The sequence below is a fragment of the Novosphingobium barchaimii LL02 genome (assembly GCF_001046635.1).
In the GTDB taxonomy this organism is placed as follows: Bacteria; Pseudomonadota; Alphaproteobacteria; order Sphingomonadales; family Sphingomonadaceae; genus Novosphingobium; species Novosphingobium barchaimii.
Genome location: NZ_KQ130455.1, coordinates 84,665 through 109,995 on the forward strand (window position 1 = coordinate 84,665; position 25,331 = coordinate 109,995).

The 25,331-nt window shown below is 65.7% G+C and carries 27 protein-coding genes; 8 read left to right on the top strand and 19 right to left on the bottom strand.

Annotation, left to right across the window (positions count from 1 at the left end; translation table 11 throughout):
• Window positions 1–20: 20 nt before the first annotated feature.
• Window positions 21–704: a DUF4136 domain-containing protein gene (locus V474_RS14755; protein ID WP_059152245.1), complete on the bottom strand. Its 684-nt coding sequence runs from the start codon at window positions 702–704 to the stop codon at window positions 21–23.
• 215 nt (window positions 705–919) lie between these two features.
• On the opposite strand from V474_RS14755, the gene V474_RS14760 reads away from it, so the two are divergent.
• Window positions 920–1,597, top strand: a complete 678-nt coding sequence (locus V474_RS14760; protein WP_059152246.1) for an MOSC domain-containing protein — start codon at window positions 920–922, stop codon at window positions 1,595–1,597.
• A gap of 215 nt (window positions 1,598–1,812) precedes the next feature.
• Here the strand turns inward: V474_RS14760 and trpS are convergent, their stop codons facing one another.
• From trpS to secB, 3 genes are all read right to left on the bottom strand, one after another.
• Window positions 1,813–2,847, bottom strand: a complete 1,035-nt coding sequence (trpS, locus tag V474_RS14765; RefSeq protein WP_059152247.1) for a tryptophan--tRNA ligase — start codon at window positions 2,845–2,847, stop codon at window positions 1,813–1,815.
• A gap of 53 nt (window positions 2,848–2,900) precedes the next feature.
• Window positions 2,901–4,469 carry a murein biosynthesis integral membrane protein MurJ gene (gene murJ, locus V474_RS14770; RefSeq protein WP_059152248.1) on the bottom strand — a complete coding sequence of 523 codons (1,569 nt, stop codon included), beginning with the start codon at window positions 4,467–4,469 and terminating at the stop codon, window positions 2,901–2,903.
• A gap of 184 nt (window positions 4,470–4,653) precedes the next feature.
• Window positions 4,654–5,169 carry a protein-export chaperone SecB gene (secB, locus tag V474_RS14775; RefSeq protein ID WP_059152249.1) on the bottom strand — a complete coding sequence of 172 codons (516 nt, stop codon included), beginning with the start codon at window positions 5,167–5,169 and terminating at the stop codon, window positions 4,654–4,656.
• 360 nt (window positions 5,170–5,529) lie between these two features.
• Between secB and V474_RS14780 the strand changes: the two genes are divergently transcribed.
• The 3 genes from V474_RS14780 (at window position 5,530) to V474_RS14790 (ending at window position 8,180) form a co-directional block, all read left to right on the top strand.
• Window positions 5,530–6,231, top strand: a complete 702-nt coding sequence (locus tag V474_RS14780; protein WP_059152250.1) for a Tim44/TimA family putative adaptor protein — start codon at window positions 5,530–5,532, stop codon at window positions 6,229–6,231.
• Window positions 6,232–6,420: 189 nt separating this feature from the next.
• Complete coding sequence (gene mltA / locus V474_RS14785; protein ID WP_236711301.1) at window positions 6,421–7,602, top strand: murein transglycosylase A; 1,182 nt, start codon at window positions 6,421–6,423, stop codon at window positions 7,600–7,602.
• Window positions 7,599–8,180, top strand: coding sequence for a Smr/MutS family protein (locus V474_RS14790; RefSeq protein WP_059152251.1), 582 nt, complete (start codon window positions 7,599–7,601; stop codon window positions 8,178–8,180). Before mltA ends, V474_RS14790 begins: the two co-directional genes overlap by 4 nt.
• Window positions 8,181–8,214: 34 nt before the next feature.
• On the opposite strand, the gene galE is transcribed toward V474_RS14790, so the two are convergent.
• The 4 genes from galE to V474_RS14805 form a co-directional block, all read right to left on the bottom strand.
• Window positions 8,215–9,219: a UDP-glucose 4-epimerase GalE gene (gene galE / locus V474_RS14795; RefSeq protein ID WP_059152252.1), complete on the bottom strand. Its 1,005-nt coding sequence runs from the start codon at window positions 9,217–9,219 to the stop codon at window positions 8,215–8,217.
• A 101-nt stretch (window positions 9,220–9,320) separates the two neighbouring features.
• Entirely contained in the window at window positions 9,321–9,566 is a 246-nt protein-coding gene (locus V474_RS25625; protein ID WP_148649412.1) for a hypothetical protein, read from the bottom strand.
• Between the two features lie 55 nt (window positions 9,567–9,621).
• Window positions 9,622–10,788 carry a nucleotide sugar dehydrogenase gene (locus tag V474_RS14800; RefSeq protein WP_059152253.1) on the bottom strand — a complete coding sequence of 389 codons (1,167 nt, stop codon included), beginning with the start codon at window positions 10,786–10,788 and terminating at the stop codon, window positions 9,622–9,624.
• Window positions 10,789–11,276: 488 nt separating this feature from the next.
• Window positions 11,277–13,502, bottom strand: a complete 2,226-nt coding sequence (locus tag V474_RS14805) for an O-linked N-acetylglucosamine transferase, SPINDLY family protein (protein ID WP_082699806.1) — start codon at window positions 13,500–13,502, stop codon at window positions 11,277–11,279.
• A gap of 216 nt (window positions 13,503–13,718) precedes the next feature.
• Here V474_RS14805 and V474_RS14810 point away from each other — a divergent pair, with 216 nt between their 5' ends.
• The 4 genes from V474_RS14810 to V474_RS14825 all read left to right on the top strand — a co-directional run bounded on the left by V474_RS14810 (window position 13,719) and on the right by V474_RS14825 (window position 17,251).
• The gene (locus V474_RS14810) at window positions 13,719–14,483 is read left to right on the top strand and encodes an SDR family oxidoreductase (protein ID WP_059152254.1); all 765 of its coding nucleotides are present in this window, start codon (window positions 13,719–13,721) and stop codon (window positions 14,481–14,483) included.
• A 32-nt stretch (window positions 14,484–14,515) separates the two neighbouring features.
• On the top strand, window positions 14,516–15,325 hold the full coding sequence (locus V474_RS14815; RefSeq protein WP_059152255.1) for an SDR family NAD(P)-dependent oxidoreductase: 810 nt from the start codon (window positions 14,516–14,518) through the stop codon (window positions 15,323–15,325).
• Window positions 15,326–15,476: 151 nt separating this feature from the next.
• Window positions 15,477–16,607, top strand: coding sequence for a pyridoxal phosphate-dependent aminotransferase (locus tag V474_RS14820; protein ID WP_059152256.1), 1,131 nt, complete (start codon window positions 15,477–15,479; stop codon window positions 16,605–16,607).
• A gap of 197 nt (window positions 16,608–16,804) precedes the next feature.
• Window positions 16,805–17,251: a hypothetical protein gene (locus V474_RS14825; RefSeq protein WP_059152257.1), complete on the top strand. Its 447-nt coding sequence runs from the start codon at window positions 16,805–16,807 to the stop codon at window positions 17,249–17,251.
• A gap of 234 nt (window positions 17,252–17,485) precedes the next feature.
• Here V474_RS14825 and V474_RS14830 read toward each other — a convergent pair whose 3' ends face one another.
• The 11 genes from V474_RS14830 to V474_RS14880 all read right to left on the bottom strand — a co-directional run bounded on the left by V474_RS14830 (window position 17,486) and on the right by V474_RS14880 (window position 25,306).
• Window positions 17,486–18,088: a response regulator transcription factor gene (locus V474_RS14830; RefSeq protein ID WP_059152258.1), complete on the bottom strand. Its 603-nt coding sequence runs from the start codon at window positions 18,086–18,088 to the stop codon at window positions 17,486–17,488.
• A 150-nt stretch (window positions 18,089–18,238) separates the two neighbouring features.
• On the bottom strand, window positions 18,239–18,601 hold the full coding sequence (locus tag V474_RS14835) for a flagellar export chaperone FliS (protein ID WP_236711279.1): 363 nt from the start codon (window positions 18,599–18,601) through the stop codon (window positions 18,239–18,241).
• Between the two features lie 10 nt (window positions 18,602–18,611).
• Entirely contained in the window at window positions 18,612–20,042 is a 1,431-nt protein-coding gene (fliD, locus tag V474_RS14840) for a flagellar filament capping protein FliD (protein ID WP_059152260.1), read from the bottom strand.
• 58 nt (window positions 20,043–20,100) lie between these two features.
• Window positions 20,101–21,240 (bottom strand): EscU/YscU/HrcU family type III secretion system export apparatus switch protein, encoded by a 1,140-nt coding sequence (locus tag V474_RS14845; protein ID WP_059152261.1) that lies wholly within the window; start codon window positions 21,238–21,240, stop codon window positions 20,101–20,103.
• A complete protein-coding gene (fliR, locus tag V474_RS14850) occupies window positions 21,237–22,019 on the bottom strand; it encodes a flagellar biosynthetic protein FliR (RefSeq protein WP_059152262.1) in 783 nt (260 codons plus the stop codon). The genes V474_RS14845 and fliR overlap by 4 nt, the downstream gene beginning before the upstream one ends.
• Complete coding sequence (fliQ, locus tag V474_RS14855; protein WP_043980434.1) at window positions 22,016–22,306, bottom strand: flagellar biosynthesis protein FliQ; 291 nt, start codon at window positions 22,304–22,306, stop codon at window positions 22,016–22,018. The genes fliR and fliQ overlap by 4 nt, the downstream gene beginning before the upstream one ends.
• Window positions 22,307–22,424: 118 nt before the next feature.
• Window positions 22,425–23,171 (bottom strand): flagellar type III secretion system pore protein FliP, encoded by a 747-nt coding sequence (fliP, locus tag V474_RS14860; RefSeq protein WP_330219646.1) that lies wholly within the window; start codon window positions 23,169–23,171, stop codon window positions 22,425–22,427.
• A gap of 38 nt (window positions 23,172–23,209) precedes the next feature.
• Complete coding sequence (locus tag V474_RS14865) at window positions 23,210–23,488, bottom strand: flagellar biosynthetic protein FliO (RefSeq protein WP_059152264.1); 279 nt, start codon at window positions 23,486–23,488, stop codon at window positions 23,210–23,212.
• A gap of 6 nt (window positions 23,489–23,494) precedes the next feature.
• Window positions 23,495–23,806, bottom strand: a complete 312-nt coding sequence (fliN, locus tag V474_RS14870) for a flagellar motor switch protein FliN (protein ID WP_059152265.1) — start codon at window positions 23,804–23,806, stop codon at window positions 23,495–23,497.
• A gap of 19 nt (window positions 23,807–23,825) precedes the next feature.
• On the bottom strand, window positions 23,826–24,704 hold the full coding sequence (locus V474_RS14875) for a FliM/FliN family flagellar motor switch protein (RefSeq protein ID WP_059152266.1): 879 nt from the start codon (window positions 24,702–24,704) through the stop codon (window positions 23,826–23,828).
• Window positions 24,704–25,306 (bottom strand): flagellar basal body-associated FliL family protein, encoded by a 603-nt coding sequence (locus V474_RS14880; RefSeq protein WP_059152267.1) that lies wholly within the window; start codon window positions 25,304–25,306, stop codon window positions 24,704–24,706. Before V474_RS14880 ends, V474_RS14875 begins: the two co-directional genes overlap by 1 nt.
• Between the last annotated feature and the right edge of the window lie 25 nt (window positions 25,307–25,331).

The window sequence follows — 25,331 nt, forward strand, 5'->3', positions numbered from 1 at the left end:
GTCAGTTCAGCTAACCGCGATTACTTCTTCTCCGGCGCCACGGTGATGCGCGCTGTCTCGCCCGAGTTTCCCGGGAATCCGGTGAACATTGCCTCTACGAGATTGGGAACGAGATATTGCAGGCGGTTGGAAGTCGACACGGCTTCCGACTTGCCTTCGAACAGGCGCTGTCCATCTGCGGTACGGTCGATCTTCATGCTGATGCCGCTGGTGTAAATCGTATACGACTGAACGCCGCCACCGTCGAAGAACGGGTCATAAAAGCCGTAGCGCCAAGGGGAGCCAAAGCCGCCCCAGCCACCGAATCGGCCGCGACCGAAACGGCCAAAGCCGCCGTAACCGCCCCAGGGACCCCAGTAAGAGTTGCCGATGGAAGTGGAACGAACGCGCTCACGGCCGCCATCGACGCCGTAATCGAAGCGCACGATGAGGGTTGCACGGGCAGGGTCCTCGACCGGAGTGTAGCCCAGCTTGGCCATGCGATCACGCACGAGCGAGGCATATTGGGCGAACTCCAGCCCGCCGGAAAGCTTGGGATCGTCGGCGACGATGGCGAAGCTTTGCCCGGACGGCGCGGGAAGCTGCGACTGGAAGCGCGAGACGTCCGCCTTGAAAGGCGTAGCGCAGGCAGCGACCGCCATGAGCAGCATGGCCGCTGCGACAAGCCGCAGCTTGCCTAATCTTGATGGGGAATGGTGTGTCATCTTCTTTTTGCTCCACGTACCCGAAGAGCCCGTGACGCCCACTCCCGGCGCGGCCTTCGATTCCTTTTGATCCTGTCGTAAAATCAATGCCCTGAATAGCGGTTGAATGGAGTTGCCCATGCGATGGATTGTTAGGCCATTCACGAAGCGTCCACCCGGCCGCATTGACCGGACGACTTGATCGACTGCGTTCCATGTAGGAAGTGAGCAGGGCCATGACGAGTCCGATCCCCATTCTTTCCCTGCCGATTCTGTCCCTTCAGTGCGGAAAGGTCGTCCCGTTCCGCGCCGAGCACGAGCCGAGCGCCATTGCCAAGCGCCCGGTCGCGGGGCGGGTGAGGGTTCACCGCCTTGGCCTTGAAGGCGATGCCCAGGCCGACCTTTCGGTTCATGGCGGGCCGGACAAGGCGATCCACCACTATCCCCACGATCACTATGCCTTCTGGCGCGATGCGATCGGCGAGCATCCACTGCTGGCCGATTACGGCGCTTTTGGCGAAAATATCTCGACGGCTGGGCTGACCGAAGAGGGCGTCTGCATTGGCGACAGGTGGCGGCTGGGCAGTGCGCTTGTCGAAGTGAGCCAGGGGCGCCAGCCCTGCTGGAAACTCGACCACCGTTTCGGCGGCGCGCGGGTCAATGCGGCCTGCATCAAATCGCGCCGCCCCGGCTGGTACTACCGCGTCATCGAGGAAGGCGTTGTCGGTGCCGGCGATACGATGGAATTGATCGACCGCCCCTTCCCCGACTGGAGCGTACTGCGGGTATTCGGGCTGCTCATCGCGGGCGACCACAAGAGCGACCGCGCGGGCCTTGAAGCGCTGGGCGAAGTCACCGCGCTGGCCGAGCCGTGGGTGCGCCGCCGGGCGAAGCTGCTGGGCGCGCCAGGCTGAAATCTGCTCTTCCGGCCGGGCAGCACCCAGTTGCAAAGCGCGCAAGTTGATGAAAGACATGCGGGTGAGCATGTTCATGAAGGCCGGGTCGGCCTGAAATATCCACCATTGCAAAGAGCCTGCGCGATTGTGGCAGGCATTGCCGATGTAGGAAATGCCGGATCAGGCCGGGCGGCGGAAGCCTCCCGAGGAAAGCTCCCGCCTCGGGGCCCAGCCTAGCCGCGAACGAGGCCCAGCGCGTCGTAGGCCTTGTTCAGCGTCGGGATTGCCAGCGCGCGGGCCTTTTCGGCGCCCTTGCGCAGGATCGCGTCGAGCGCGGCGGTATCCTCGCGCAGTTCCACGAAGCGGGCGTTGATCGGGGCCAGCTTTTCAACCAGGAGGTCGGCCAGCGCCGGCTTGAACTTGCCGAAGCCTTCGCCGCCGAAGTCGGCCAGCACGCCGTCCACGGTGTTCCCGGACATGACCGCGTAGATGGCAACAAGGTTCTTCGCCTCGGCGCGGCCTTCCAGGCCTGCCTTGTCCGAGGGCAGGGGCTCGGGGTCGGTCTTGGCCTTCTTGATCTTCTGCACGATCGTGTCGGCGCTGTCGGTCATGTTGATGCGGCTCATCTCGGACGGGTCCGACTTGCTCATCTTCGCGGTACCTTCGCGCAGCGACATGATCCGCGCCGCCTCGGGCGGAATGAAAGGCTCGGGCAGGGTGAACACGGGTACGATCTCGCCGTCCTCGTCCCTGGGCGCGAAGTCGTTGTTGAACTTCTGCGCCACGTCGCGGGCCAGTTCGAGGTGCTGCTTCTGGTCCTCGCCCACCGGAACGTGGGTGGACTGGTACAGCAGCACGTCGGCGGCCTGCAGCACCGGGTAGGTGAACAGGGCGACGCTGGCGCCTTCGCGGTTCTTGCCCGCCTTGTCCTTCCACTGGGTCATGCGGTTCAGCCAGCCCATGCGCGCGGTGCCGTTCAGCAGCCACTGCAGCTCGGCGTGCTGCGGAACCTGCGCCTGGTTGAACAGGATCGAGCGGTCGGGGTCGATGCCGCAGGCGACCAGGGCCGCGACCATCTCGCGCGTGTTGGCGGCAAGGTCAGCCGGAACATGCGGCATCGAGATCGCGTGGAGATCGGCCAGGAAGTACAGGCACTCGCCGCCTTCTGCGCTGACCCGGTCCTGCATCGCCACCCAGTTGCGGATCGCGCCGAGGTAGTTGCCAAGGTGCAGGTTGCCGGTAGGCTGGATGCCGGAGAGGATACGCATGGAAATTCCCGTTTGCCGATGGGTCAGGTTTCGAAAGGTAAGGCGCCTGATGTCTACGCCGGGCGTCGCCGCCGCAGGAGCCTGAGGTCGTCGCGGGTGAAGGCACCCGAAACCACCGTGGCGAGCCCATAGACGAGGCAGCCCGAGGACACCAGCACCGCCAGCGCAAGCCCGCGCACCAGCCATGTGCCGTGGACGTAAGGCATCACCAGGCTCTGCCCGAACCACAGCGCCACGCCCATCGCTATGGCAGCCAGGGCAAGGCGCGGGGCGCGGCGGCGCAGGCGGGCATCGAGGGTGAAATGGCCGCGCTTCACCAGCGCGAAATACAGCATGGCGACATTGACGGTGGAGGCGATCGCGGTCGCCAGTGGCGGGCCCATGTGCTGCAGCGGCACGATCAGGATGAGGTTGCCCGCCAGGTTCACCGCCATCGAGATCATCGCATAGCGGACTGGGGTGCGCGTATCCTGCCGCGCATAGAAGCCCGGCGTCAGCACCTTGACCAGGATATAGCTGGGCAGGCCGATGGAAAAGGCCGCCAGCGCCTGCGCGGTGAAGGTGACATCGGCGGCATCGAACTTGCCATAGCCGAACAGCGCGGCCGCGATCGGTCCGCCGCATACGATCAGCGCGGCGGCGGCGGGCAGGGTCAGCAGCAGCGCCAGTTCCAGCCCTCGGTTCTGCGTTTCCATCGCGGCGCCTTCCTGTCCGGCGCCAAGCTGGCGCGAGATCGTGGGCAGCAGCACGGTGCCAAGGCCGATGCCGATCAGGCCCAGCGGCAGCTGGTTCAGCCGGTCGGCCATGTAGATGTAGGTGACAGAGCCGTGGGGCAGCAGATAGGCCGCCAGCGCGGTGGAGATGACAAGGTTGATCTGCACCGCCCCGGCGCCGGCCGCGGCGGGCAGGATCAGTTTCAGCAACTGCTTCACGTCGGCGTTCCACACCGGCAGGCGCAGGCGCATCGAAACACCGTTGGCGCGGCAGGCCAGAACCAGCCAGGCAAGCTGCAGCGCGCCCGAGACGGAGACACCGATCGCCTGGTTGCGGGCGGTGATCAGCGGGTCGTCGGAATGAAAGCCCAGCAGCGCGACAATCAGCGTGAGGTTGAGCAGGATCGGCGCGGCGGCATTGACCCAGAACTTGCTCAGCGAATTGAGGATGCCGCCCAGCAGTGAGACCAGGCTGATGAGCATCAGGTAGGGGATGGTCATCCGGCTGAGCGTGACGGCAAAGGCGAACTGTTCGTGGCTGACGTCGTTGAAGCCGCCCGAAAGCAGGAAGGTCACCGGCCAGGCGAACACTTCCAGCGCCACGGTCATGACGATCAGCACCGGCAGCAGCACCGACAGCGCCTGTTCGGCAAAGGCGATGCCGGCGGGCAGGCCTGGGCCTTTGGTGTCGCCCACCTTCTTGTTGAACATCGGGATGAAGGCCGATGCGAAGGCGCCTTCCGCGAACAGGGCGCGGAACATGTTGGGCAGCCGAAAGGCGATGAGGAACGCGTCGGAAGCGAAGCCGGCGCCGACGTACCGCGCGAACAGACTGTCGCGCACGAGGCCCAGCACGCGGCTGGCCAGGGTCAGTCCGCCGACACTGGCGAGCGCCTTGGCGAGGTTCATAGGATCGCAGCCAACTCGTTCAAGGCACCATCTCCCGCTAGTGCCGCGCGAAGTCGGGGCACCCGGCCACTGCGGTCATACGTCCTGGCTTTGCCGGGAACGAACGGGTTGTCACGCGGTAAAATCGAGCCGCTCGCCCTTCCTGCGTGGAAGGGCGAGCGGTTGTCGATCGGGAAGCGCTGGCTCAGGCGTGGCCGGCCGGCTCGCCCATGCCGGCTTCGACCGACTGGGCCTGCGACTGGAGCTGCTGCACGTAGAGGCCGTTGAAGTCGATCGGCTCGAGCATGAGCGGCGCGAAGCCGGCATCGCGCACGGCATCGGCGATCACGCGGCGCGCGAAGGGGAACAGGATGCGCGGAGCTTCGGCGAACAGGAAGGCATGGGCCTGCTGCTCGTCGATGTTGCGCATGCCGACCAGCGCGCAGTAGCTCAGTTCCACGGCGAAGGCGGTGCCTCCCTCGTTGCGCGAGGCGCAGGTGATCTTCAGCTCGACCTCGTGGACCTCGCCCTCGATCGCGCGTGCGCCGATGTTGAACTGCACGTCCACCTGCGGCGCGTCCTGCCAGGCGAAGCTCTCCGGTGCGTTCGGATTCTCGACCGAGAGATCCTTGACGTACTGCGAGATGATGCCGGCCGCAGGTGCGGTGTCTTCGCCGTTACCCAGGTCCAGGTCGGAAATGATGTTGCCTTCGTCGGCCATCGCGGTGTCTTCCCAAATGAAATCTGACAATGAAATCCGAAGGCGCGCCTAAAACATTTTGCCGGTTCGTGGAACACCTGAGCTTGCGGAAAATTGTAGTAGCACGTCCCGATAGGGTTCGATGCGTGCTCGATGGCGGTTCGATCTGGCGGAAAAATGCCCCGAATGGCCGGCTCACGCGTTGTTCATTTGTAAAGTCTACCTATCTGGGGCTATGTTGGAGCGCTAAGGCTTATGCGGCTGGAGTCTCCCCACGGGGAACCCCGCCCGCAGCAAGCCGGAGCCACCGCCGCCGCGTCCGAATGCTGTTTCAGGCATTTAAACGCGGGTCGTGCGGACAGAAGGGATGGATTTAGGGACGTGACACCGGAAATAGTGATCCTGGCCATGATCGCAGCCTTCCTTGGACTGCGGCTTTATTCCGTGCTTGGCCGCCGCGCCGAGCATGAGGAAGAGCCGATTCAGGGGCGCTTCGAAGGCCGCCAGGGCCAGCCCGGCGCACCGCGCGTGCCCGCGCCTCCCCGCACCGAACAGCGCGGCGATGGCCGGGACGATGCACGCGCCCGTGCGCAGCTGGGTCAAGGGCTTCGCGAAATGCCGCTGGCTTCGTCGGCGGTGGAACGCGGCCTTGCCGAAATCGCACAGGCCGACCGCCGTTTCGATGCGGCGGCGTTCGTGGAAGGCGCCCGCAGCGCGTACCGCATGATCCTCGAAGCGTTCTGGAAGGGCGACAAGGCCGAACTGCGCCAGCTGTGCGACAGTGACGTCTACGCCGGTTTCGCCGCCGCCATCGATGCCCGCATAGAAGCCGGTGAAACGCTCGATAACCGTCTCATCCGTATCGAGGAATGCACGTTCGTCTCTGCCGGCGTGGAAAGCGGTTATGCCCGCATCGGTCTGCGTTTTCGCGCCGACATCGCCGCGGTTACCCGCAGCGCCGAAGGTGTGGTGATCGCCGGTTCGCTGGACGATGCCATCGAAGTGATCGACATCTGGACGTTTGGCCGCGCCGTGAACTCGCCCGATCCCGACTGGCTGCTTGAAGAGACCGACGAAGGTTGATCCCCGCTTACGCGGTGATATCCAGCCGTACCTGAAAATGCCCCGTGCCCACAGGCGCGGGGCTTTGTTTTGTGAAAGAGTGCGATGGTGCGGCAGGGGGACAATTCGGCTGAGCGGCCGGTTTCGAAAATGCCGGCCTTGAGGGCCCTTGCGCGCGTCGGGCTGAAAGGCCTGCTGGGCGCGGGCCTGATGGCGGCGCTGGCGGCCTGCGGCGCGGTCGTGCCCACTACCGGCGGCCCGTCGGTGAGCCGCCCGCCCGTCCGGCCGGGTCCAAGCAGCACCGCCGCTCCAACCAGCCCGAATGCGGCGGCGCTAGGCGTCAAAGCGGGACGCGCCGTTTCCGCCTTGCCGATGAGCACCGCCGATGCCGCCGGCGCGCTGGCCTCGTTCCGCGAAAGTTGCCCGCGCCTGATCTCGCGCACCGATGGCAGCGGCCTCACCAGCCCGGACGACTGGCGCCAGGCCTGCACCGCCGCCGCGAACTGGGGTCCGGGATCGCCCGCTGCATTCTTCGTCAGCTATTTCGAAACCGCGCAGGTCGGCGATGGCAATGCCTATGCCACCGGCTACTACGAACCTGAGATCGCCGGTTCGCGCAGCCCCCTGCCGGGCTACGCCGCGCCGGTCTATGCGATGCCGGCCGACCTCGTCCGCGCCCGGCCCGGCGATGCCGCACCGCTCAAGGACGGGCGCATGCCGCTGGGCCGCTACGGCGCGGGCGGGGCGTTCACCCCGTACTACGACCGCGCGCAGATCGATGCCGGCGCGCTTGCCGGCCAGGGACTGGAGATCGCCTGGGCCGCCGATCCGGTCGAATTCTTCTTCCTCCAGGTGCAGGGCTCGGGCCGCCTCGTCGCGCCTGACGGCACCGTGACCCGCATCGGCTATGCCGGGCAGAACGGCCTGCCCTACACCGGCATCGGCGGCGTCATGCGCGAGCGGGGCCTGATCGGTTCCGGCCCGGGGCAATACTCCGGCTCGATGCAGGGCATCATGCAATACCTTCGCGAACGCCCCGCAGAAGGCCGGGCGCTGATGGAGCAGAACCGGTCGTGGGTCTTCTTCAAGATCCTCAACGGCGATGGACCGCTCGGCGCGCTGAACGTGCCGGTGCGCAGCGGCAACTCGGTTGCCGCCGATCCGCGTTTCGTGCCGCTTGGCGCCCCGGTCTGGCTCGATCTCGACCGGCGCGAGGCGAACGGCATGTGGATCGCGCAGGACACCGGCGGCGCGATCAAGGGCGCCAACCGCTTCGATACCTTCTGGGGCGCGGGCGCGCAGGCGCGGACCACGGCCGGCGGCATGAGCGGGCGCGGTAGTGCGCTGATCTTCGTCCCGAAGGGAACGCTGGCGCGGCTCGGCGTGCGATGAGACGTCCGGGCCGCCGCCTCACGGCCGAGGAAACAGAGATTTGGGCGCAAGTCGCCCGCACGGTAAAGCCGCTCGAAAAGCGCCGCCTGGCGCCTGCCGCAGCGATCCCAGAGGTTGCCGGCAAGGCTCCCGAGGCGCCGCCCCCCGCGCCGCCAGCCCGCAAAATCAAAGGCCGCGTCCCGCCGCCGCTGCCCCCCAAACCCGCCCCTGCGAAGCCCAGGGCCGAGACCCAGGCCCATCTCGACGGTTCGTGGGACAAGCGTATCACCAAGGGTACGCTGATGCCCGATTTCAGCCTCGACCTGCACGGCGCCACGCTCGACCAGGCCTATACCCGGCTGATGCATGGCCTGACCCAGGCGCGGGCAATGGGCGCGCGGGTGGTGCTGATCGTCACCGGCAAGCCGCGCCCGGTCGACGCCGCGGACCGGGGCACCGCCCGCGGGGCGATTCGCGCTAAAGTCGGTGATTGGCTCTCGGCCAGCGACCACGCCTCGGACATCGTGGCGATTCGCGGCGCGCATCGCCGGCACGGCGGGCAGGGCGCGATCTATGTGGTGCTGAAAAAACGGCGGTAAGGGCGCCGCGCGAAGGCGCCGCCCTTCGGCTCGCTCATACTTTCTGGAGTTCGCCCAGCTTGCGCTCCCAGGCGAGTGCGTGCTCCACGATCGTGGGCAGGTCTGCGTAGCGCGGCACCCAGGGAATGGTCGCCTTGATCCGGCTGTTGTCCGAGATCAGCGCATCGGGATCGCCCGCACGGCGCCCTTCGAGGCGCCGGTCGATCTTCTGGTTGGTCGCGCGGTCTACCGCATCGAGCACTTCCAGCACCGAGAACCCGCGCCCGTAGCCGCAGTTCATCGTCAGCGAGCGGGCGGGCTCTGCGATCAGCGCCTCAAGCGCAAGGACATGCGCGTTGGCGAGGTCCGAGACGTGGATATAATCGCGCACGCCCGTGCCATCCGGCGTATCGAAATCGGTGCCGAACACGCCGACATGGCTGCGCTTTCCCAGCGCCGCCTCGACAGCGACCTTGATGAGGTGGGTTGCGCCCGCCGTCGATTGGCCAGTGCGGCTCTGAGGGTCGGCGCCGGCGACGTTGAAATAGCGCAGCGCACAGAAGTTGAAGTCATGCGCCTTGCCGACATCGGCCAGCATGAATTCCGTCATCAGTTTCGACATGCCGTAAGGGTTTATCGGCGAGCGGGGGCTGTCCTCCGTGACCGGAGAAACCTCGGGAATGCCGTAGGTGGCGGCCGTCGAACTGAAGATGAAGTGCGGGACCCCGGCCTTCACCGCCGCGTCGATCAGCGCGCGGCTCTTGGCGGTGTTGTTGTGATAATATTTGAGCGGGTTCTCGACCGATTCCGGCACCACGACCGATCCGGCGAAATGCATGATCGCCTGCGTGCCCTGTTCGGCGAAGATCCGCGCGAGCAGGTCGCCGTCCTCGATGTCGCCTTCATAAAGCGTCACGCCCTCTGGCACGGCAAAGCGAAAGCCGGTTACCAGATTGTCGATGACCGCTACCGGCCACCCCGCATCCTTGAGCGCGAGAACCGCATGGCTGCCGATATAGCCGGCTCCGCCGGTGACGAGAACAGGATGCTTGATGGTCATGAACGCCCTATGCGGTTGTCGCTGTAGCATCCCTTGCAAAGCCGAGAGATCCTGCAAGGAACTGCCGTCAGGCAATATGGAGCGTGTTGTAGTGGGTCAAATTAAACCGTTGCGATAATCGAGGTTATGTCGATGAGCGCGCCGTCTATTGTGAGGGTTACGCGGCCCGTGTCGATGTAGATGCCGTTGAAGGTTATCGCAGGCAGCGAAAATACCTGCAGAACGGCAAACAGAACCGGCAAGTGGATCGCGGCTTCAGCCCCTCGCCGGGCAAAGCTTCGTCCGTCGGCGCCAGATGGCAGGGCCTGCATTACCGATTCGCCGGGATGATCGCCGATATGCGTCACCGCGAATGGAAGTGAGCATCAATGCGATGCTATCGTCTCCTTCAGCGCGCGAACCTCAATCCGAGCCGAACAGGTCCCTCGTGAACACCTTGTCCTTCACGTCCTCGACGGCGGCGGTCATGCGGTTGGCCAGGATGACGTCGCATTCCTGCTTGAAGGCATCGAGATCGCGCATGACCTTCGATCCGTAGAATTCCGCTTCGATCATCGCGGGCTCGTAGATCACGACCTCGATGCCCTTGGCCTTGATGCGCTTCATGATGCCCTGGATCGAGGACTGGCGGAAATTGTCCGAGCCGGCCTTCATGACCAGGCGAAATACGCCCACCTTGCGCGGCTTGCGGGCAATGATCTCGTCGGCGAGGAAATCCTTGCGCGTGCGGTTCGCGTCGACGATGGCGCGGATCAGGTTCTGAGGCACTTCCGAGTAGTTGGCGAGCAATTGCTTCGTGTCTTTGGGCAGGCAATAGCCGCCGTAGCCGAAGCTGGGGTTATTGTAGTGCGAGCCTATGCGAGGATCCAGGCCGATGCCGTTAATGATCTGGCGCGTGTCCATGCCGCCGGCGATCGCGTAGCTGTCCAGTTCGTTGAAGAACGCAACACGCATGGCCAGGTAGGTGTTGGCGAACAGCTTGATGGCCTCGGCCTCGCGCGCGTCTGTGAAAAGGATTTCGACATCCTTCTTTACCGCGCCCTGCAGCAGCAGGTCGGCAAAGATGCGGGCCCTTTCCGACTGTTCCCCCACAATGATGCGTGAGGGGTGGAGGTTGTCGTAAAGCGCCTTGCCCTCGCGCAGGAATTCGGGGCTGAAAATGATCTGGTCGGTCTTGTAGCGCGCGCGCGCCTCGTCGACGAAGCCCACCGGGATAGTTGACTTGACGACGATCGTGGCTTTGCTGTTGGCGGCCACCGCCGCCTGAATTACGGCCTCGACCGAGGACGTGTCGAACTTGTTGGTGTCGACATCGTAATTTGTGGGGGTGGCTACAATGACGTAGTCTGCACCTGCGAGCGCGGCCTGAGCATCCAGCGTAGCGGTAAGGTTGAGCGGCTTGGCGGCAAGGAACTCTTCGAGTTCGGTGTCGACGATTGGCGATTTGCGCGCGTTCAGCATCTCCACGCGCTCCGCCGCGATGTCGACCGCGGCGACTTCGTTGTTCTGCGCCAGAAGCGCAGCGTTGGAAAGGCCAACGTAGCCGAGGCCGAAAACCGCAATCTTCATGCAGGAATACTCGCGAAAGACATTGTCGAAACCGCCGTATCGATGGCGACGCGTGAGTGGGAAAGCGCCAACTTTTGAGCGCCCGGCGCCCTGCCCACGTTCCCCGGAGCGAATTCCTATTCCGCATCGCAGCACGACGCGTCAACGCATTTATCCGGAGATAGCAAATGCGTGCCATATTGCATGCAAAAGGGAAGATCAGTCGCCCGCGTTTTCGTCTGACTGGGCATCGGATTTGAATCCTATGCCGGAGAGAGAAGTCTGGAGGATTTATAAAAAAGTCATGTGATTTTATTTAATTGTAAATATGTGTTCCGAATGGTGATTAGTTAATATTGTAATTGCAATTTTTCATGCCGCTGCCGAAGAATGATTTCTTGGGGTTTCCGGATGGATGAAAATTTGATCTTGCCGATGTGCGGTTTGCAGATAACGGAAACTGCCTGCTCGGCCGGGGCTGTGCAGACGAAGCGCTGTTCGGTGGCAGTTCAATCGACATCGAAGTGCTCCGGCGCCAGTCCGTCCAGCCGCCGTCGATGCATCAGGGTGAAGGCGGCTTCGACCCTGCGAGTGTAACTGGCGGTGTCGAACAGGGGGTGCGTGCTTCGGTTTTTGGCCAGGCGGACGCGTAAATTCCCGAGGCGGTCCGCGTCATGGGCCAGCGCCTGTGCCAGCGCCGCATAGGCCGCCTCGCTCTCCACCGCCAGTTCGGGCAGGCCTACGGATCGGACAAGGCTCGCTGCGACGCGGGCGGCAAACTGGCGCCCGGCCAATGTCAGGACCGGCAGGCCTGCCCATAGCGCATCGCTTGCCGTGGTGTGGGCATTGACTGCGAAGGTATCCAGGAAGAGGTCTGCGTGCGCCAGCCTTCCGAGGTGTTCGGCGTGGGGGATGGGCGGAGCGAAGATCAGCCGTTCGGGGGCGATGCCGCGCATCTGAGCCTCACGGCGCAGGTTTCGCCGGGTATCCGCTCCGGTGTCGAGCAGCCACAGGACACTGCCCTCGGCGCCGTGGAGCAGGTCCATCCAGATGTCCCATTCGGCGGGGGAGATCTTGTAGCTCTGGTTGAAGCTGGCGAAGACGAAGCCTTTCGCCGGCAGGCCCCATCCGGCGCGGCCCCGCGTATCGGCGACGATGCTGCGGGCATCGTCGTTGGCCTGGTAGCAGTGAGCAAGGCGCACGACCTTCTCGGTGAAGAAGGCTTCCGCGCCTGCTGGCACTGTAACGTCATCGGCGATGAAGTAGTCGATGGCCGGATGGCCCGACGTTCCCGGATAACCCATCCAGCTCACCTGCACCGGGGCCAGGCGGTGCCCGAACAGGCGGGTGCGCGTGCCCAGCGTGTAGCCCTTGAGGTCCACCGCGATGTCGAGAGCGTCGGCGCGGGCGAGCGCGACTACGTCCTCGTCGCGCATCGGGCCGATCTCGGTGAAGGCGTCTGCCTGTTGGCGCACGGCGATGCGCGCTGCGTCAGTCTCTCGGCGCGGGCCGTAGCTGTAGAGACGGACCTCGAAGCGGGCGCGGTCATGGGTGCGAAAGAAACCGGCCATCAGGTGCATCGTGGCGTGGTCGTGGAAGTCGGCGGAGAAATAGCCGATGCGGATGCGGCCATCCGCCGACGGGGCGGGATCGGGCAGGCTTGGCGGCGCGTCCGGGAACATCCTGGCGGCGCAGGCCTGCGAGCGGCGGAGTTGATGGGCGGGATCGTCCACGAAGGGGAGCGAGGCGAAGGGCTGCACGGCGGCGGCATCCGGGCCCTGCGTCAGGGCATAGTCGCGGCGGGCGTGCCAGTCGCAAAGGTGTGCTTCCTCGAACAGGGCCTGGAGCCGGGCGGAGCTGTTCTGCGGGTCCAGCGCCAAAGCGGCGCGGAAGGCGGCGATGGCGGCGGGCCTTGCGCCCTTGAGGACGAGCGCCTTGCCGCGATTGACCATGGCCTGGACGTTGCGCGGATTGGCGACCAGTGCGCGGTCGAAGGCGGCGATGGCATCGTCGGCGCGCTGGGCGGCAAGAAGCTGGGCGCCCATGTTGTTGTGGGCGTCGGTGTGGCCTGATTGCAATGTGGCGGCGGCGGCGAAGCAGGCGATCGCTTCATCGCGGTATCCCTGCCGGGCGCGCAGGTTGCCGAGGTTGTAGTGTGCCTCGACATGGCCGGGATCGCACGCGACCGCCGCCTCCAGCCACTGCGCTGCTTCGTCCAGACGCCCGGCCTGTTCCAGCATGTTGGCAAGGTTGTAAGGCGCGTCGGCATAGCCGGGCGCTCGGGCAATGACCTCACGGTAGACAGCCTCGGCTTCATCCATTCGCCCTTGGCGGCGCAGCGCGATGGCGAGGTTGTTGTAGCCGGCGTCGCCGTGCGGATCGGCGGCGACGGCGCGGCGAAAGGCGGCTTCCGCCTCGGCGTGGCTACCCAGTTCCAGCAGGGCGGCACCCAGCAGATTGTGGACGCCGTGGGCATGGGGGTGCTTGTCCGAGATCGCCTGCCCGCAGGCCGCCGCCTCGTTCATGCGGCCGGCGTTGAAAGCGGCGACCATGCGGTCGAACGCGATCTGGGCCGGGGTGTCGCCCGGCTCGTCCAGCGCTTTGAGGGCAGCTATGGCGCGGGCGTTGCGCGGGTGGCGGGCCAGCACCTCGTGGTAAAGGGCGCGGGCGGCCTGGGCGTCGCCGCGCTTTGTAAAGCTCCTGGCCTTGATCAGGAGGCTTTCCAGTCCGCTCATGTCCTTCTCCGCTCCGATCTCCCTGCGGGTAGCCAAACAGGGTGCAGAACGGATGAGCGAGGCGCTGAGGGAAACTTCTTATGCGGTCCGCAGGATCTCGCTGGAGCGATTTAGAACAGGTGTTCAGCAATTTGTATTGACTATGCCCCCCGGCATCGTCAGCCAACGCAGACGATCGGGCCGTTAGTGCCGGGATAAAATGCGGGAGCTTGCTGGATGACGTCGCCGAACCATGGGCCGCTTGCCGGAAAAGTCGCGCTGGTCACCGGGGCCTCGTCGGGCATCGGCGAAGCTGCGGCGCTGTGCCTGGCGCAGGCCGGCGCCAGTGTGGCCCTGTCCGCCAGACGCGCCGACAGGCTGGCCGGCCTGGTCGCCGCGATCGAGGCTGCGGGCGGCAAGGCTCTGGCGATCCCCGGCGACATGATGATCGAGGATGACGCAAAGCGCGCGGTGGAGGAAACCGTCACCGCGCTGGGCGCGATCGACATCCTGATCAATTCGGCCGGAGTGATGCAGGCGGGCGGTATCGAGAACTGCGATACCGACCTTTACCGCCGGGTCATCGACATCAACCTGATGGGCACCGTCTACACCTGCGCGGCGGCGGTGCCGCACATGCTGAAACAGGGCGAGGGCGATATCATCACGATCTCCTCGCTCGCGGGGCGCAAGGGTGGACCGATGACCAGTGCCTATTCGGCCAGCAAACATGCCGCCAATTCCTTCACCGACGGCATCCGCCAGGAACTGGGCGGCAAGAACATCCGGGTCACCACGCTGATGCCCGGCGCCACCGAGACCGAGGTGGGAGACAACATCGTCGACCCGAACTGGCGCACCGCGATCAAGGCGCATGTCGGCAAGGAAGGCGCGGTCAAACCGCGCGACATCGGCGAGGCCATCGTCTTCATCCTCTCGATGCCGCGCCGTACCAACATCTCGGAAATCACCGTCAGGCCGACGACCGATACCTCCGCCTGACCACCAACGCGAATACCAACGGGAGCAGGACAATGGCCGGAAGGCTTCAGGACAAGGTCTGCGTCATCACCGGCGCAGGTTCAGGCATGGGCAAGGCGATGGCGCAGCTGTTCCATGCGCAGGGAGCGAGGCTGGTTCTCACCGATATTTCGGGCCAGCAGGACGAAGTGGCGGCCGCACTCGGCAATGAAGCGATCGCGCTGCACTGCGACGTTTCCGACGAGGCGCAGGTTCAGGCGATGATCGCCGCCGCCGAGACGCGCTTCGGCCGGCTCGACGTGCTGTGCAACAATGCCGGTTTCGGCGGCGGCATGGCGGCGCTGCACAAGCAGCCGGTGGAGCTTTGGGACAAGGTCCATGCCACCAACATCCGCGGTGTGTTCCTCTGCATGAAATACGGGATCGAGGCGATGCTGAGGACCGGCGGCGGGGCTATCGTCAATACCAGCTCGGCCTCGGCGGTGATCGGCTGGAAGCATCACGGGGTCTACAGCTCGGCCAAGGCCGGGGTGCACCAGCTGACCAAAGTGGCCGCGCTCGACTATTCGGACCAGAACATCCGGGTGAACGCGGTGGCCCCCGGCACCATGTGGACCGGCCTCGTCGAAGCCTCGAAGACGCACGAGGCGCCGCCCGAGGGATTTCCCACGCTGGCCGGCATCCCGATGGGCCGTTGGGGTTATGCGCAGGACATCGCCAATGCCGCACTGTTCCTGGCAAGCGACGAGGCCGCCTATATCACCGGTGTGATCCTGCCGGTGGACGGAGGCTATTCGATCGGCTTTTCGGGAATGGGCGCGGAGCGTCCGGGTATCGTCAGCGTCGATACCGACCGGGCGTGAGGGGCGGCTGGTTAGGCCCCTGCGATGATGGCGGGTTCGATTACCGGCACGGACAAGTACGTGACCGCAGAATACCGCGACAGCCCGACGCGCAAACATGGCGTCTCGCACGCGCATTGCATCGCACCGGCACGCATCGTAGCACGCCCGCATGATCGCTCACGTCGAACCGTTTCACGCCACCACCATTGGCCGCCTCGCCTATGAACTCGCAGGCCAGGGGCGCGATGTCATTCATCTGGAGTACGGCCAGCCCTCCACCGGCGCGCCGGCTGCGGCCATCGCCGCTGCCCACGCGGTGCTCGACAGCGAGGCGGGCGGCTACTGGGAAAGCCCCGCGCTGCGGGAGCGTATCGCCCGCCATTATGCCGAGGCTTACGGCGTCACCGTCTCGCCCGAGCAGGTGTTCCTGACTTGCGGCGCATCGCCGGCGTTCGTGCTGGCGCTTTCCTGCCTGTTTCGCCCCGGCGCACGGGTTGCGCTCGCCCGGCCCGGATACGTGGCCTACCGCAATGCGCTGCGCACGCTCTATATCGAGCCGGTCGAGATGGCCTGCGGACCCGCAGAGCGTTACCAGGTCACCGCCGCCGCGCTCGATGCGATGGATCCCGCGCCGGACGGGCTGATCGTCGCCAGCCCCGCCAACCCCACCGGCACCGTGATCGCGCCCGAGGAGCTGGCCGCCATCGCCGAAGTCTGCGCGCGCAAGGGCATCGCGGTGATCTCGGACGAGATCTACCACGGCCTCACGTATGGCCCGGCGGCGCAGTCGATGCTCCAGCACGTGCCGGATACGCTGGTGGTGAACAGCTTTTCCAAATGGTTCAGCATGGCCGGCTGGCGGCTGGGCTGGCTGGTGGTGCCGCCCGCGCTGATCGACGCGGCGCGCGCGCGCATCGCCAACCTGTTCCTGACCCCGCCGGTCCTGGCCCAGCACGCCGGGCTTGTCGCCTTCGACTGCGATGAGGAACTGCACGGCCATCTCGCCAATTATGCGCGCAATCGCGAACTGTTGCTTGCCGCGCTGCCCCGCCTCGGCCTTGCCCATATCGCCCCGCCCGACGGCGCCTTCTACATCTGGGCGGACATTGGCCACCTGACCGATGACAGCTTCGCCTTCTGCCGCCAGCTTCTGGCGGATACCGGGGTCGCCACCGCGCCGGGGGTCGATTTCGATCCCATCGACGGCAACCGCTTCATCCGCTTCAGCTTTGCCGCCTCCACCCCCGAGATAGAGGATGCGATAGAGCGGATGGTCGTCTGGTTCGCCGCCCGCGCCTGATCCCTCGCGCCTGCCGATCGCCCGCGGACCGGGATGAAATTCAAACCGCGGATGGCTGTGTATACGGCGCTTTCACATCACCTATGTAGAATGTAGCAAGGCGGGACAGTGCTGCAGCGCACGCGGAATCTGCGTATTGACGCAAAGCGGCACTTCGGGACTTTGGCGCACCTTCGGACGCGAAAGAATAAATAGAGATGGCCAGTACCCTGAATCAGATCATCGACGACCGCACGCGTGCGCGGCGCCTGCATGATTTCCTGCACGACTGCGCGGGAAGCGCTCCGGGCGAGGAAGCGCAGCGCGTGCGAGAGGCGATGCTGGAACTGGGCGGCAGCGGTATGGAAGGCAAGGGTCCGCTCGACGTGGCGGCGCTTCACGCCATGCTGGAAAGCGGGGCGGTGACCTGTGCGGTGCTGGAACTGATGGGGCCGGACGCCTCCTTCATGCTTTCGCGCGGGCCGCAGGGCGCCTGTCTGGCCAGCGTGGTCCAGAACAATGGCGCGGAAGAGGCGATCGCCGAAGCGTCAAGCCTTGGGCTGGCCTTGCTGGGCGCGCATGTCGCTGCGGTGCTGGCCCGGATCGAGAAAGCATCTTTAGACACCGATGCGCTGCCCCGACCAGTGTCGATGCGGATGCACTGACCGTCTGCCTGCTTTCAAAGCGGTGGGAAAGACGGCTGATATCTCCCTTCTGCTTTATAAAACCCACTGCTTCATAAAGCCCACTGCAGGCCCGGCCGGGAGGGGATATCGACCGGGCCTGCGTTCTCAGGAGACTGTGGGTACAGTTATCGGCCTTTGTGCCGACAACCCCGGTATAGCCGTGCGTGGCTAACACTGCGTTCACGGCGCTCTAGGGGCATTTGCGCAGGCCGCTCAATTGACAAGCGCAGCCTCTATGGCGATGCGGATCGCGTCCGAGGTGTGGTTGGCGCCCAGCTTGTTGAGCATGTTGGCGCGGTGGATTTCCACCGTACGCGGGCTGATCGAGAGTTTTTCACCGATCAGGCGGTTGGACAGACCGCTGGCGACACCCCCCAGTACTTCGCGTTCGCGGCGGGTCAGGCGGTCGACCCGGGCGCGGGACATGACTTCGCGCAGCTTGGCATTGCCCAGGCTTTCGGCGCGGATGATTGCCTTGCCGAGGTTTTGGCTCAGTTCTTCCGGGCTGATCGGCCAGGCGATGTAGTCGATCGCGCCGTCGAGGATGGCCTGGACGATGCGCGGCGCATCGGGGCTTTCGCTGAAGGCGATGATCGGGAACCAGTCGCCGTGCCGGGCCATGCTTTCGATCAGGTCTTCGATAGCGCCGTCCTCGTCGTGGATCAGCACCACGCCCGAGCGCGGCCACGACGCGGCCAGTTCCGAGACATTCTCGAACGGTTCGACATGGATGTTGCCGGCGGACAGCACGTGACTGATGCCGGCACGGCGCCGGCTGTCGCTGTCGATAAGAATGAGGTTCGAGATGAGGTCCACGGCCAGTCTCCCATTGGGTATCTGCCTAGGGAGATATTCGCATCTTTCGATCCCCGCGCGTCCGACCTGCTCCAAAATCGAGGCAACGCGGCGGATAACCAAGGCTAACGCGGCCTCTTTGGCGTACTACGCAAACACCGAAACGGGTGTTTACCCCGCTTTCAGCGCCTGGCCGATCTCGCAGAAGTCCGCGCGAAGTTCGGTTATCCGCTCTGCATCGAAGTTCAGCGCGCTATCCAGCACCGTGCGCCGCGCGGCTTCGTAAAGCTGGCTCAGCGCGCCCGCGACCCCTTCGGCCCCGGCAATGCCCATCTGCAGCGCGGTGATGGCCGTGAGCGCGCGGGTCATGGAGCGGCTTTTCAGGCAGTTGTCGCCGCGCATGTCGGCATGGACGGCAGTGCCCAGCGCGCTGACCAGATGTTCGAAGCACAAGTGCACCAGTTCTGCCGGGCCGGCGCCGCTGACGCGCGCGTCGAAATCGACCCGGCGGTAGGCTTCCTGGGGGGAGGTCATCCGGAGCATGTCAGCTGCTCTTGTTCCACTGGGCGATCTGGTTGGTCAGCATCGCCAGCGTCGATTTCGAGGCGCCGATGCGCGTTTCAGACGCGGTGTACTGCGCAACAAGCCGCGCGCGCAGCTTTTCCTGCTGCTCGGCAAGGTCGCCCTTTTCGGTGGAGATGCCGGTCTTCTTCTTGGTGTACCCGGCGATCGAGCTGCCCAGCGAGTAGGCGTCCGTGGTCGACACCGCCGCGCGGTAGATGCGGTCGACGGTGCCGTAGACGCCGTTTACGCCATTGGTGAACATCGCCGCCACGCCCTTGGGGTCGGCAGCCGTCGTCGCGCTCAGGCGGTCGGTGTCGAGCGCGAAAGTGCCGTCGCGCTGGGTCTTGAGGCCAAGGTCGGCCAGGGTCTTCGCCGCGCCGGTGGCGCCGGGCATGATCGTGGTGGAGCCGAGCGCGGAGAGCAAGCGCTTGAGCGCGCGCGCGCCGGTATCATTCGCAAGGTCGCCGCCGATCGACGTCGCGGTGTTGAGGGCCGAGACCACTTCGTTGAGCGCGTCCACGAAGTCCTGCATCGAGGCGGCGATGGCGCCGGCCGGATCGGAAAAGCCCAGCGTGGTCGGCGCGCCGGTGTTGACCGCTGCAAGTTGCAGTTTCACGCCGGGGATGGCGTCGGTCACGGTGTTGGACGTGGCGGTCATCGACAGGCCATCGACCTTGAAGGCGGCGTCGCTCGCGGTGTTCAGAAGCTGGCCGGTGGCGGCGCCGGGCGACCAGGCCAGGGCGGCAAGGCTGGGGTCGCCGGCCTCCAGCACGAAGCCGTTGGCGGCGCCTTGCGGCCCTTTCAGCACCAGCTGCGCGCCGTCGACGGTGTTGGTGACATAAGCGCTGACCCCGGCATTGGCGCCGTTGATGGCGGTGGCGACATCGGCAAGCGTGGCGCCCTGCGGGACCGTGATGTCGACTGCGGCGTGGGCGCTGTCCTGCGCGAAAGTGCCGCCCGAAACAGCGCCGAACTTCAGCGTCAGCGTACCCGATCCCACCGTGCTGCCGGTCGCTGTGAACGGCGCGCTGGCAAGCTGCTGGCCGCTGGCGAGCCGGGTGACTTCAAGCGAATAGCTGCCGCTGGGCTGGCTGCTGCCCGATAGCGTGGCCGAGGCGACGGAGGCATTGGCGAGGCTGGGCGTTCGCGCAAGGCTGCCCGAGCGCACCAGCGTGCCTAGCGAGGTATCCAGCCCCAGCATCAGCGATTTGATGTTCGAGGCCGCCGAAATCTGCGCGTCGAGCTTGTCCGACTTCGTCGCCAGACGGTCGTTGCGCGAGGCGAACTGCGCATTGGCCAGATTGTTGGCCAGCGCGGTCATGTCGACGCCGCTGCCACCGCCCAGCGCTGTCACGAGCGAGGAGGTGGTGACAGCCGAGGCGCTGGTCGAGGAGGAGGGGCTGCTTACCATGGTTCCCAGAACGGCATGGAGGCCGCGGTTTTAAGCGGCGTCGGCGCCGGACAAATCTTCACGACACCGACCCCGGATCGAGCCGCCCGTCCGCATCGAAACGCACCGTCACCGGCACCGAGACTTGCGGCGCGGTGCGCTTTTCGCCGCGTTTCAGGGCCATGACGAAGGCCAGCAGCGCGGCGACCGCGACATAGTGTTCCTCGCGGATCACCTGCCGTTCGCGCGTGGAGTAGAACACCGAGCGGGCCAGCGCCGGGTATTCCAGCACCGGCAAGGCGTTCTCTGCGGCCAGCTGGCGCATCGCGAGCGCTGTTTCCCCGCGTCCGCGTGCCACCACGATCGGGGCGGGGGCCTTGGCGGGGTCATAGGCCAGCGCCACCGCGAAATGGGTCGGGTTGGTGATGACGAACTGCGCCTGCTTCATTGCCGGAACCAGCCCGCCCATGGCGATCTTGCGCTGGCGGTCCTTTATCATCGCCTTCTTTTCGGGCGCGCCTTCGGATTCCTTGGACTCGTCGCGCACGTCCTGAAGGGTCATCTTCAGGCGCATCATGCGGCGCACGATCTGGATCGGCAGGTCGAACAGCGCGATCACGAACAGCCCTGCTGCCAGCCAGAACAGCAGCAGGACTATGGTGTCCCACGCCCAGGAAAGCTGGGCCATCACATCACCCCGCCCCAGCCGGGCGAAAGCGTCGATGCGCCCGTCCGCCCATGTCCAGGCGATCACGCCAAGCAGCGCGACTTTGGCCAGGCCCTTCACCATTTCGATCCAGCCCGATGGGCCGAACACCCGTTTCAGCCCCGACATCGGGTTGATCCGCGATGCCTTGGGCGCAAGATTGCCGCCCACCCAGCGCCCGTCCCCGAAGCCGAGCTGCGACACCAGCGACACCGCGATCACCGCGCCGCCCAGCACCGCGATCGGCGGCAGGCCCGCAAGCAGCGCATCCATCAGCCTGTCGCCGGGACTGAAATCGTCGAGCGAGGCGCGGTCGAACGTGAAGCCGGAACGCAGCAGCCGCTCCGACAGGCCCAGCAGCCATGGCCCCGCCAGCAGCATCCATGCCGCGCCGATCGCCACCGATGCGGCGGTCGCCAGTTCGCGCGGGCGGATGACATCGCCGCGCTGGGCCGCGTCGCGCTTGCGCTTTTCGCTGGGGGCGAAACTTTTCTCGCCTTCCTGCTCGCTCATGGGCCAAGCACCCGGGCGGCGTTGGCCAGAGCCTCGGCGGAGAGGCGGGCGACCATGTCGGTCAGCACCGGGGCGGCGATCATCAGCGCCGCGATCCCGCCCAGCACCCCTGCCGGCATGCCCAGCGCGAACAGGTTGAGCGCGGGCGCGGAGCGGCTCAGCACGCCGGTCACCACCTGCACCACCAGCAGCACCAGCGTGACCGGCAGGGCGATGGCAAGGGCAGTCAGGAACATCTGGCTGGCGAACCCGGCGACCAGGGCGAAGCGTTCCGGCCCCAGCCATGTCTGGCCGGGCGGAAACACCTCATAGCTGCGCACGACCAGCGCGAACCATTGCAGATGCGCGCCCAGCGCGAGGAACACCAGGGTCAGCACCACCATGAAATACTGACCCAGCGCAGGCGACTGGGCGCCGCCCACCGGATCGATCGCGACCGCGATGTTCAGTCCCATGCCGCCGCCGATCACCTCGGCGGCGATCAGCGGCGCGGCGAACGAAAGCTGCAATACGAAGCCCAACGTCAGGCCCACCAGCACTTCGCCCATGACGGAAAGGATGCCCGCCGCCGACAGGAGCTGCGCGGGCGCCGCCACCGGCGTCCAGGCGCAGACCATCACCGCGACAGCGCCCGCCACCATGACGCGCACCTGCGCCGGCACGGTGACCGCGCCGAACAGCGGCGCGGCGACCAGCGCGGCGCCGATCCGGGTCATGACGAAGACCAGCCGCCAGAATTCGGCCTCCAACGCGCCGTAGCCGAAGTCCAGCCCGATCATTGCGCCACTTGCTGCGCGTCGCCGGTGCGGGCGATCTGGGCGAAGACTTCCTGCGTGTAGTCGGCGATCAGCGTCATCATCGAACCGCCCAGCAGGACCAGCACCAGCGCGATGACCGCCAGCTTGGGCACGAAGGTCAGCGTCTGTTCGTTCACGGAGGTTGCCGCCTGGATGATGCCGATGACAAGGCCCACCGCCAGCGATGCCAGCAGCACCGGCGCGGCGACCAGCGCCGTCACCCACAGCATCCTGTCGGCCAGGGCGAGGAGGGCGGAGATGTCCTCCATCAGCGCGGCCTTGTGCGAGGGTGCTTCGACAGGCTCAGCATGAGCGGAAACACAAAAATGACATTCCAACACCGCTCATGCTGAGCCTGTCGAAGCACCATGCGTACAAGGCAAACCATCACCCGAAACTCTGCGCCAGCGAACCCATCAGCAGCGCCCAGCCGTCCACCATCACGAACAGCAGCAGCTTGAACGGCAGCGAGACCACCATCGGGCTCATCATCATCATGCCCAGGCTCATCAGCACCGACGACACCACCAGGTCGATCACCAGAAACGGCAGGAACAGCATGAACCCGATCTGGAACGCGGTCTTGAGTTCGCTGGTGACGAACGCGGGCAGAAGCACCGAGAACGGCACGTCGGCGCTGCTGGCAAAGCGCGGCGGCCCCGAACGACCTTGGGCCATTTCCGCGAACATCATCAGGTCGCGTTCGCGGGTCTGCCGGATCATGAAGGCATGGAAGGCGCGGCCCCCGTTCTGGATCGCGGCCTCTGCATTGATGGTGCCGGCCGAGTAGGGGGCGATGGCGGTCTGGTTCACCGTCTCCAGCGTGGGCGCCATCACGAACAGCGAGAGGAACATCGACAGTCCGATCAGCACCTGATTGGGCGGCGATTGCTGCAACCCGATCGCCTGTCGCAGGATCGACAGCACCACCAGGATGCGCGTGAAGCTGGTCATCATCAGGATCAGGCTGGGCAGGATCGTCAGCAGCCCCATGATGAGCAGAAGCTGGAGCGACATGTTCATACCCGGCCCGCCCGCACCGCCCAGCGACCCGAATGCACGGTCGAGCGCGCCGGGAATGGCGGTTTGCGCATGGGCGCTGAAAGGGCAGAGGAGGGCGGGGATGACGGCCAAGGCCCCGGCCCACCGGGACAACGCGAATCCGCGAGCGATCACAGACCGTCCTCGGGCAGCCGCACCCTTGCAGGCGCCTCGGCCAGCCGGGTCAGGCCCTGCCGCGAGGCGGAGACCAGAATCTCGCGCCCGTGAAACTCGATCACCGCCAGCTTGAGCGTGGGCGAAAGCATTGTCGTCTCGACGATGCGGATCGATTGCGACCCGGTGCCCACCCCCACTTTCGCCTGCAGTGTCCGGGCCAGCTTCAGGCACCCCCAGATCATCAGCGCGATCATCGGCAGCAGCACGATCAGCTTGAGCACATACCAGAGCATAACCGGTCACTCGCTCCCGCTCAGGCCGCTCTCGGGCAGCCCCAGCGCATCGTCCGGGGCGGCGGTTTCCTCCACCCCCAGCATCTCGACGATGCGCAGGCCGAAGCGCCCGTTGTGCGAGATCACCTCTCCGCGCGCGATGGGCTTGCCGTTGACCAGCACGTCGAGCAGTTCGTCGGTCATCCGGTCAAGCATCACGAGGCTTTCCGGCCCCAGCGCCAGCACGTCCTTGAGCTTCATCTGGGTCCGGCCCAGTTCGACAGACAGGCGCACGTCGACATCGCGCAGGAAGTCGAGGCCGCGGGAATGGATGCTCATATCGTTTCGGGTTCCCAAATCAGAATGCGTTTTGCAGCTGGACCGCGACCCGGTCCTCGACTTCGCCGACCGTGCCGGCGGCAATGGTGCGCCCGTCGATCTTGAGCGGCACCGAGCGCGCCACCGTAACCGGCAGCACGTCTCCGGGGCGCAGCGACGAAAGGCGTGAGAAAGGCAGTGTCATGTCCACCAGCACAGCGGTCACCTCGATCGGCATCGAGGCGAACGGCTCGCCGTCTGGGCCGGGCCGGGCGCGCGGGGCAAGCCGTCGTTGGCGGCGCGGCACGACAAGCGCGGCGGCCAGCGTCGAGAGCGGCAGGGCGAGCGCCAGCGACCATGGCTGGGCGGCTGGCTCCTCGATCTCCAGCACGATCCGCAGCAGCGGCTCGGCAGGCGCGAAGGGGGCCAGTTCGGACAGGCTGGTATCGCGGCGCAGCGCGGTGACGCGGTGGGTTGGATCGCCGCCCAGCCCGGCGCTGAGGGCGGCGGCGATCGCATCCTCGATGCGCGCCAGCAGCAATTGCGCCGAAAGTGGAAACACGGACGGCAGCGGCTGGGGCACTTCGCCCCGCCCGCCGAATGCGCGGTCCAGCAGGCGCAGCACCGGCGCGGCCTCGAACGTGGCGAGCAGCGGCAGTCGGCGGGGGCCAAGGCCCATCAGGCTGTGCGCGGTGAGCCCCGCGTTCGCCTCCTCCATCGCGGCAAGCGTGGATTCTGCCGGAATACCGATGCGCACCAATGGAGCCTCGCCGCCCGCCAGCCGGGCAAGCCCGTCCGGCAGCGTGCGCGCCAGCGTTTCGCCCAGCTTCGCCAGCGGGCGCACCATGTCCCCAATCGAGGGGCCGGAGCCGAGCAGTTCGGCGCAGTGCCGCGCCCTGGGCGGGGTTTCCTGCGCCATCACTGGACGATGAAGTTACGGAAGTAGACGGCATCGACGCCGCCGAAGCCTTCCTTCTGGATCAGCACTTGATTGATGGTGTCGGTCATCCGCTTGTTGAGACGTTCCTTGCCGCCGATCGTGGTGGCGTCTTCCTCGGGCGTGTCGGCCAGGATTTCGAGCAGGCGCGAACGGATCGCCAGTTCGTGCTTGGCCAGCCATTGCAGCACCCGCCCGTCGCGCCGGGTGGAACAGGCGATGCTGGCCTGAACCATCGAATCGCTGTCCTTGAGGTTCGAGGTGAAATCGTCGGTGAAGCTGAAGTAGGCGGTGCGATAAGGATCGCCGCCCTCGCTTTCGGCTTCGGCGCCGCCACCTTCTCCTTCACCCTCGCCTTCCTTGGCGGGCGGCGCATAGGGATCGGCGGCGCCCTTCTTGACGAGCTGGGGTCCTTCGTCCTTCTTCTTTTCCTCACCGTGGCCGCCGATCATGCCTGCCATCATCAGCCCGAACACCGCCCCGCCGCCGACCACAAGCATGGCCACGGCGATGAGGATCAGGCCCATCTTGCCCTTCTTCTTCGGCTTTTCGTCGCCGTCGTCCTTGGCAGGTTTTGCGCTCATTTAAGAAAATTCCCCGGTGTTCGGA

What these genes read in the sequence shown, in the direction of transcription:
- fliN (WP_059152265.1), bottom strand. Translation starts at nt 23,806, where the DNA reads ATGAGCATCCATTCCCGCGGCCTCGACTTCCTGCGCGATGTCGACGTG.
- V474_RS14760 (WP_059152246.1), top strand. Translation starts at nt 920, where the DNA reads ATGACGAGTCCGATCCCCATTCTTTCCCTGCCGATTCTGTCCCTTCAG.
- V474_RS14875 (WP_059152266.1), bottom strand. Translation starts at nt 24,704, where the DNA reads ATGGCGCAGGAAACCCCGCCCAGGGCGCGGCACTGCGCCGAACTGCTC.
- V474_RS14805 (WP_082699806.1), bottom strand. Translation starts at nt 13,502, where the DNA reads ATGAGCGGACTGGAAAGCCTCCTGATCAAGGCCAGGAGCTTTACAAAG.
- galE (WP_059152252.1), bottom strand. Translation starts at nt 9,219, where the DNA reads ATGACCATCAAGCATCCTGTTCTCGTCACCGGCGGAGCCGGCTATATC.
- V474_RS14800 (WP_059152253.1), bottom strand. Translation starts at nt 10,788, where the DNA reads ATGAAGATTGCGGTTTTCGGCCTCGGCTACGTTGGCCTTTCCAACGCT.
- trpS (WP_059152247.1), bottom strand. Translation starts at nt 2,847, where the DNA reads ATGCGTATCCTCTCCGGCATCCAGCCTACCGGCAACCTGCACCTTGGC.
- fliD (WP_059152260.1), bottom strand. Translation starts at nt 20,042, where the DNA reads ATGGTAAGCAGCCCCTCCTCCTCGACCAGCGCCTCGGCTGTCACCACC.
- fliQ (WP_043980434.1), bottom strand. Translation starts at nt 22,306, where the DNA reads ATGGAGGACATCTCCGCCCTCCTCGCCCTGGCCGACAGGATGCTGTGG.
- murJ (WP_059152248.1), bottom strand. Translation starts at nt 4,469, where the DNA reads ATGAACCTCGCCAAGGCGCTCGCCAGTGTCGGCGGACTGACCCTGGCC.
- V474_RS14790 (WP_059152251.1), top strand. Translation starts at nt 7,599, where the DNA reads ATGAGACGTCCGGGCCGCCGCCTCACGGCCGAGGAAACAGAGATTTGG.
- V474_RS14865 (WP_059152264.1), bottom strand. Translation starts at nt 23,488, where the DNA reads ATGCTCTGGTATGTGCTCAAGCTGATCGTGCTGCTGCCGATGATCGCG.
- mltA (WP_236711301.1), top strand. Translation starts at nt 6,421, where the DNA reads ATGGCGGCGCTGGCGGCCTGCGGCGCGGTCGTGCCCACTACCGGCGGC.
- V474_RS14820 (WP_059152256.1), top strand. Translation starts at nt 15,477, where the DNA reads ATGATCGCTCACGTCGAACCGTTTCACGCCACCACCATTGGCCGCCTC.
- V474_RS14825 (WP_059152257.1), top strand. Translation starts at nt 16,805, where the DNA reads ATGGCCAGTACCCTGAATCAGATCATCGACGACCGCACGCGTGCGCGG.
- V474_RS14815 (WP_059152255.1), top strand. Translation starts at nt 14,516, where the DNA reads ATGGCCGGAAGGCTTCAGGACAAGGTCTGCGTCATCACCGGCGCAGGT.
- V474_RS14810 (WP_059152254.1), top strand. Translation starts at nt 13,719, where the DNA reads ATGACGTCGCCGAACCATGGGCCGCTTGCCGGAAAAGTCGCGCTGGTC.
- V474_RS14835 (WP_236711279.1), bottom strand. Translation starts at nt 18,601, where the DNA reads ATGACCTCCCCCCAGGAAGCCTACCGCCGGGTCGATTTCGACGCGCGC.
- V474_RS14880 (WP_059152267.1), bottom strand. Translation starts at nt 25,306, where the DNA reads ATGAGCGCAAAACCTGCCAAGGACGACGGCGACGAAAAGCCGAAGAAG.
- V474_RS14755 (WP_059152245.1), bottom strand. Translation starts at nt 704, where the DNA reads ATGACACACCATTCCCCATCAAGATTAGGCAAGCTGCGGCTTGTCGCA.
- V474_RS14845 (WP_059152261.1), bottom strand. Translation starts at nt 21,240, where the DNA reads ATGAGCGAGCAGGAAGGCGAGAAAAGTTTCGCCCCCAGCGAAAAGCGC.
- secB (WP_059152249.1), bottom strand. Translation starts at nt 5,169, where the DNA reads ATGGCCGACGAAGGCAACATCATTTCCGACCTGGACCTGGGTAACGGC.
- fliR (WP_059152262.1), bottom strand. Translation starts at nt 22,019, where the DNA reads ATGATCGGGCTGGACTTCGGCTACGGCGCGTTGGAGGCCGAATTCTGG.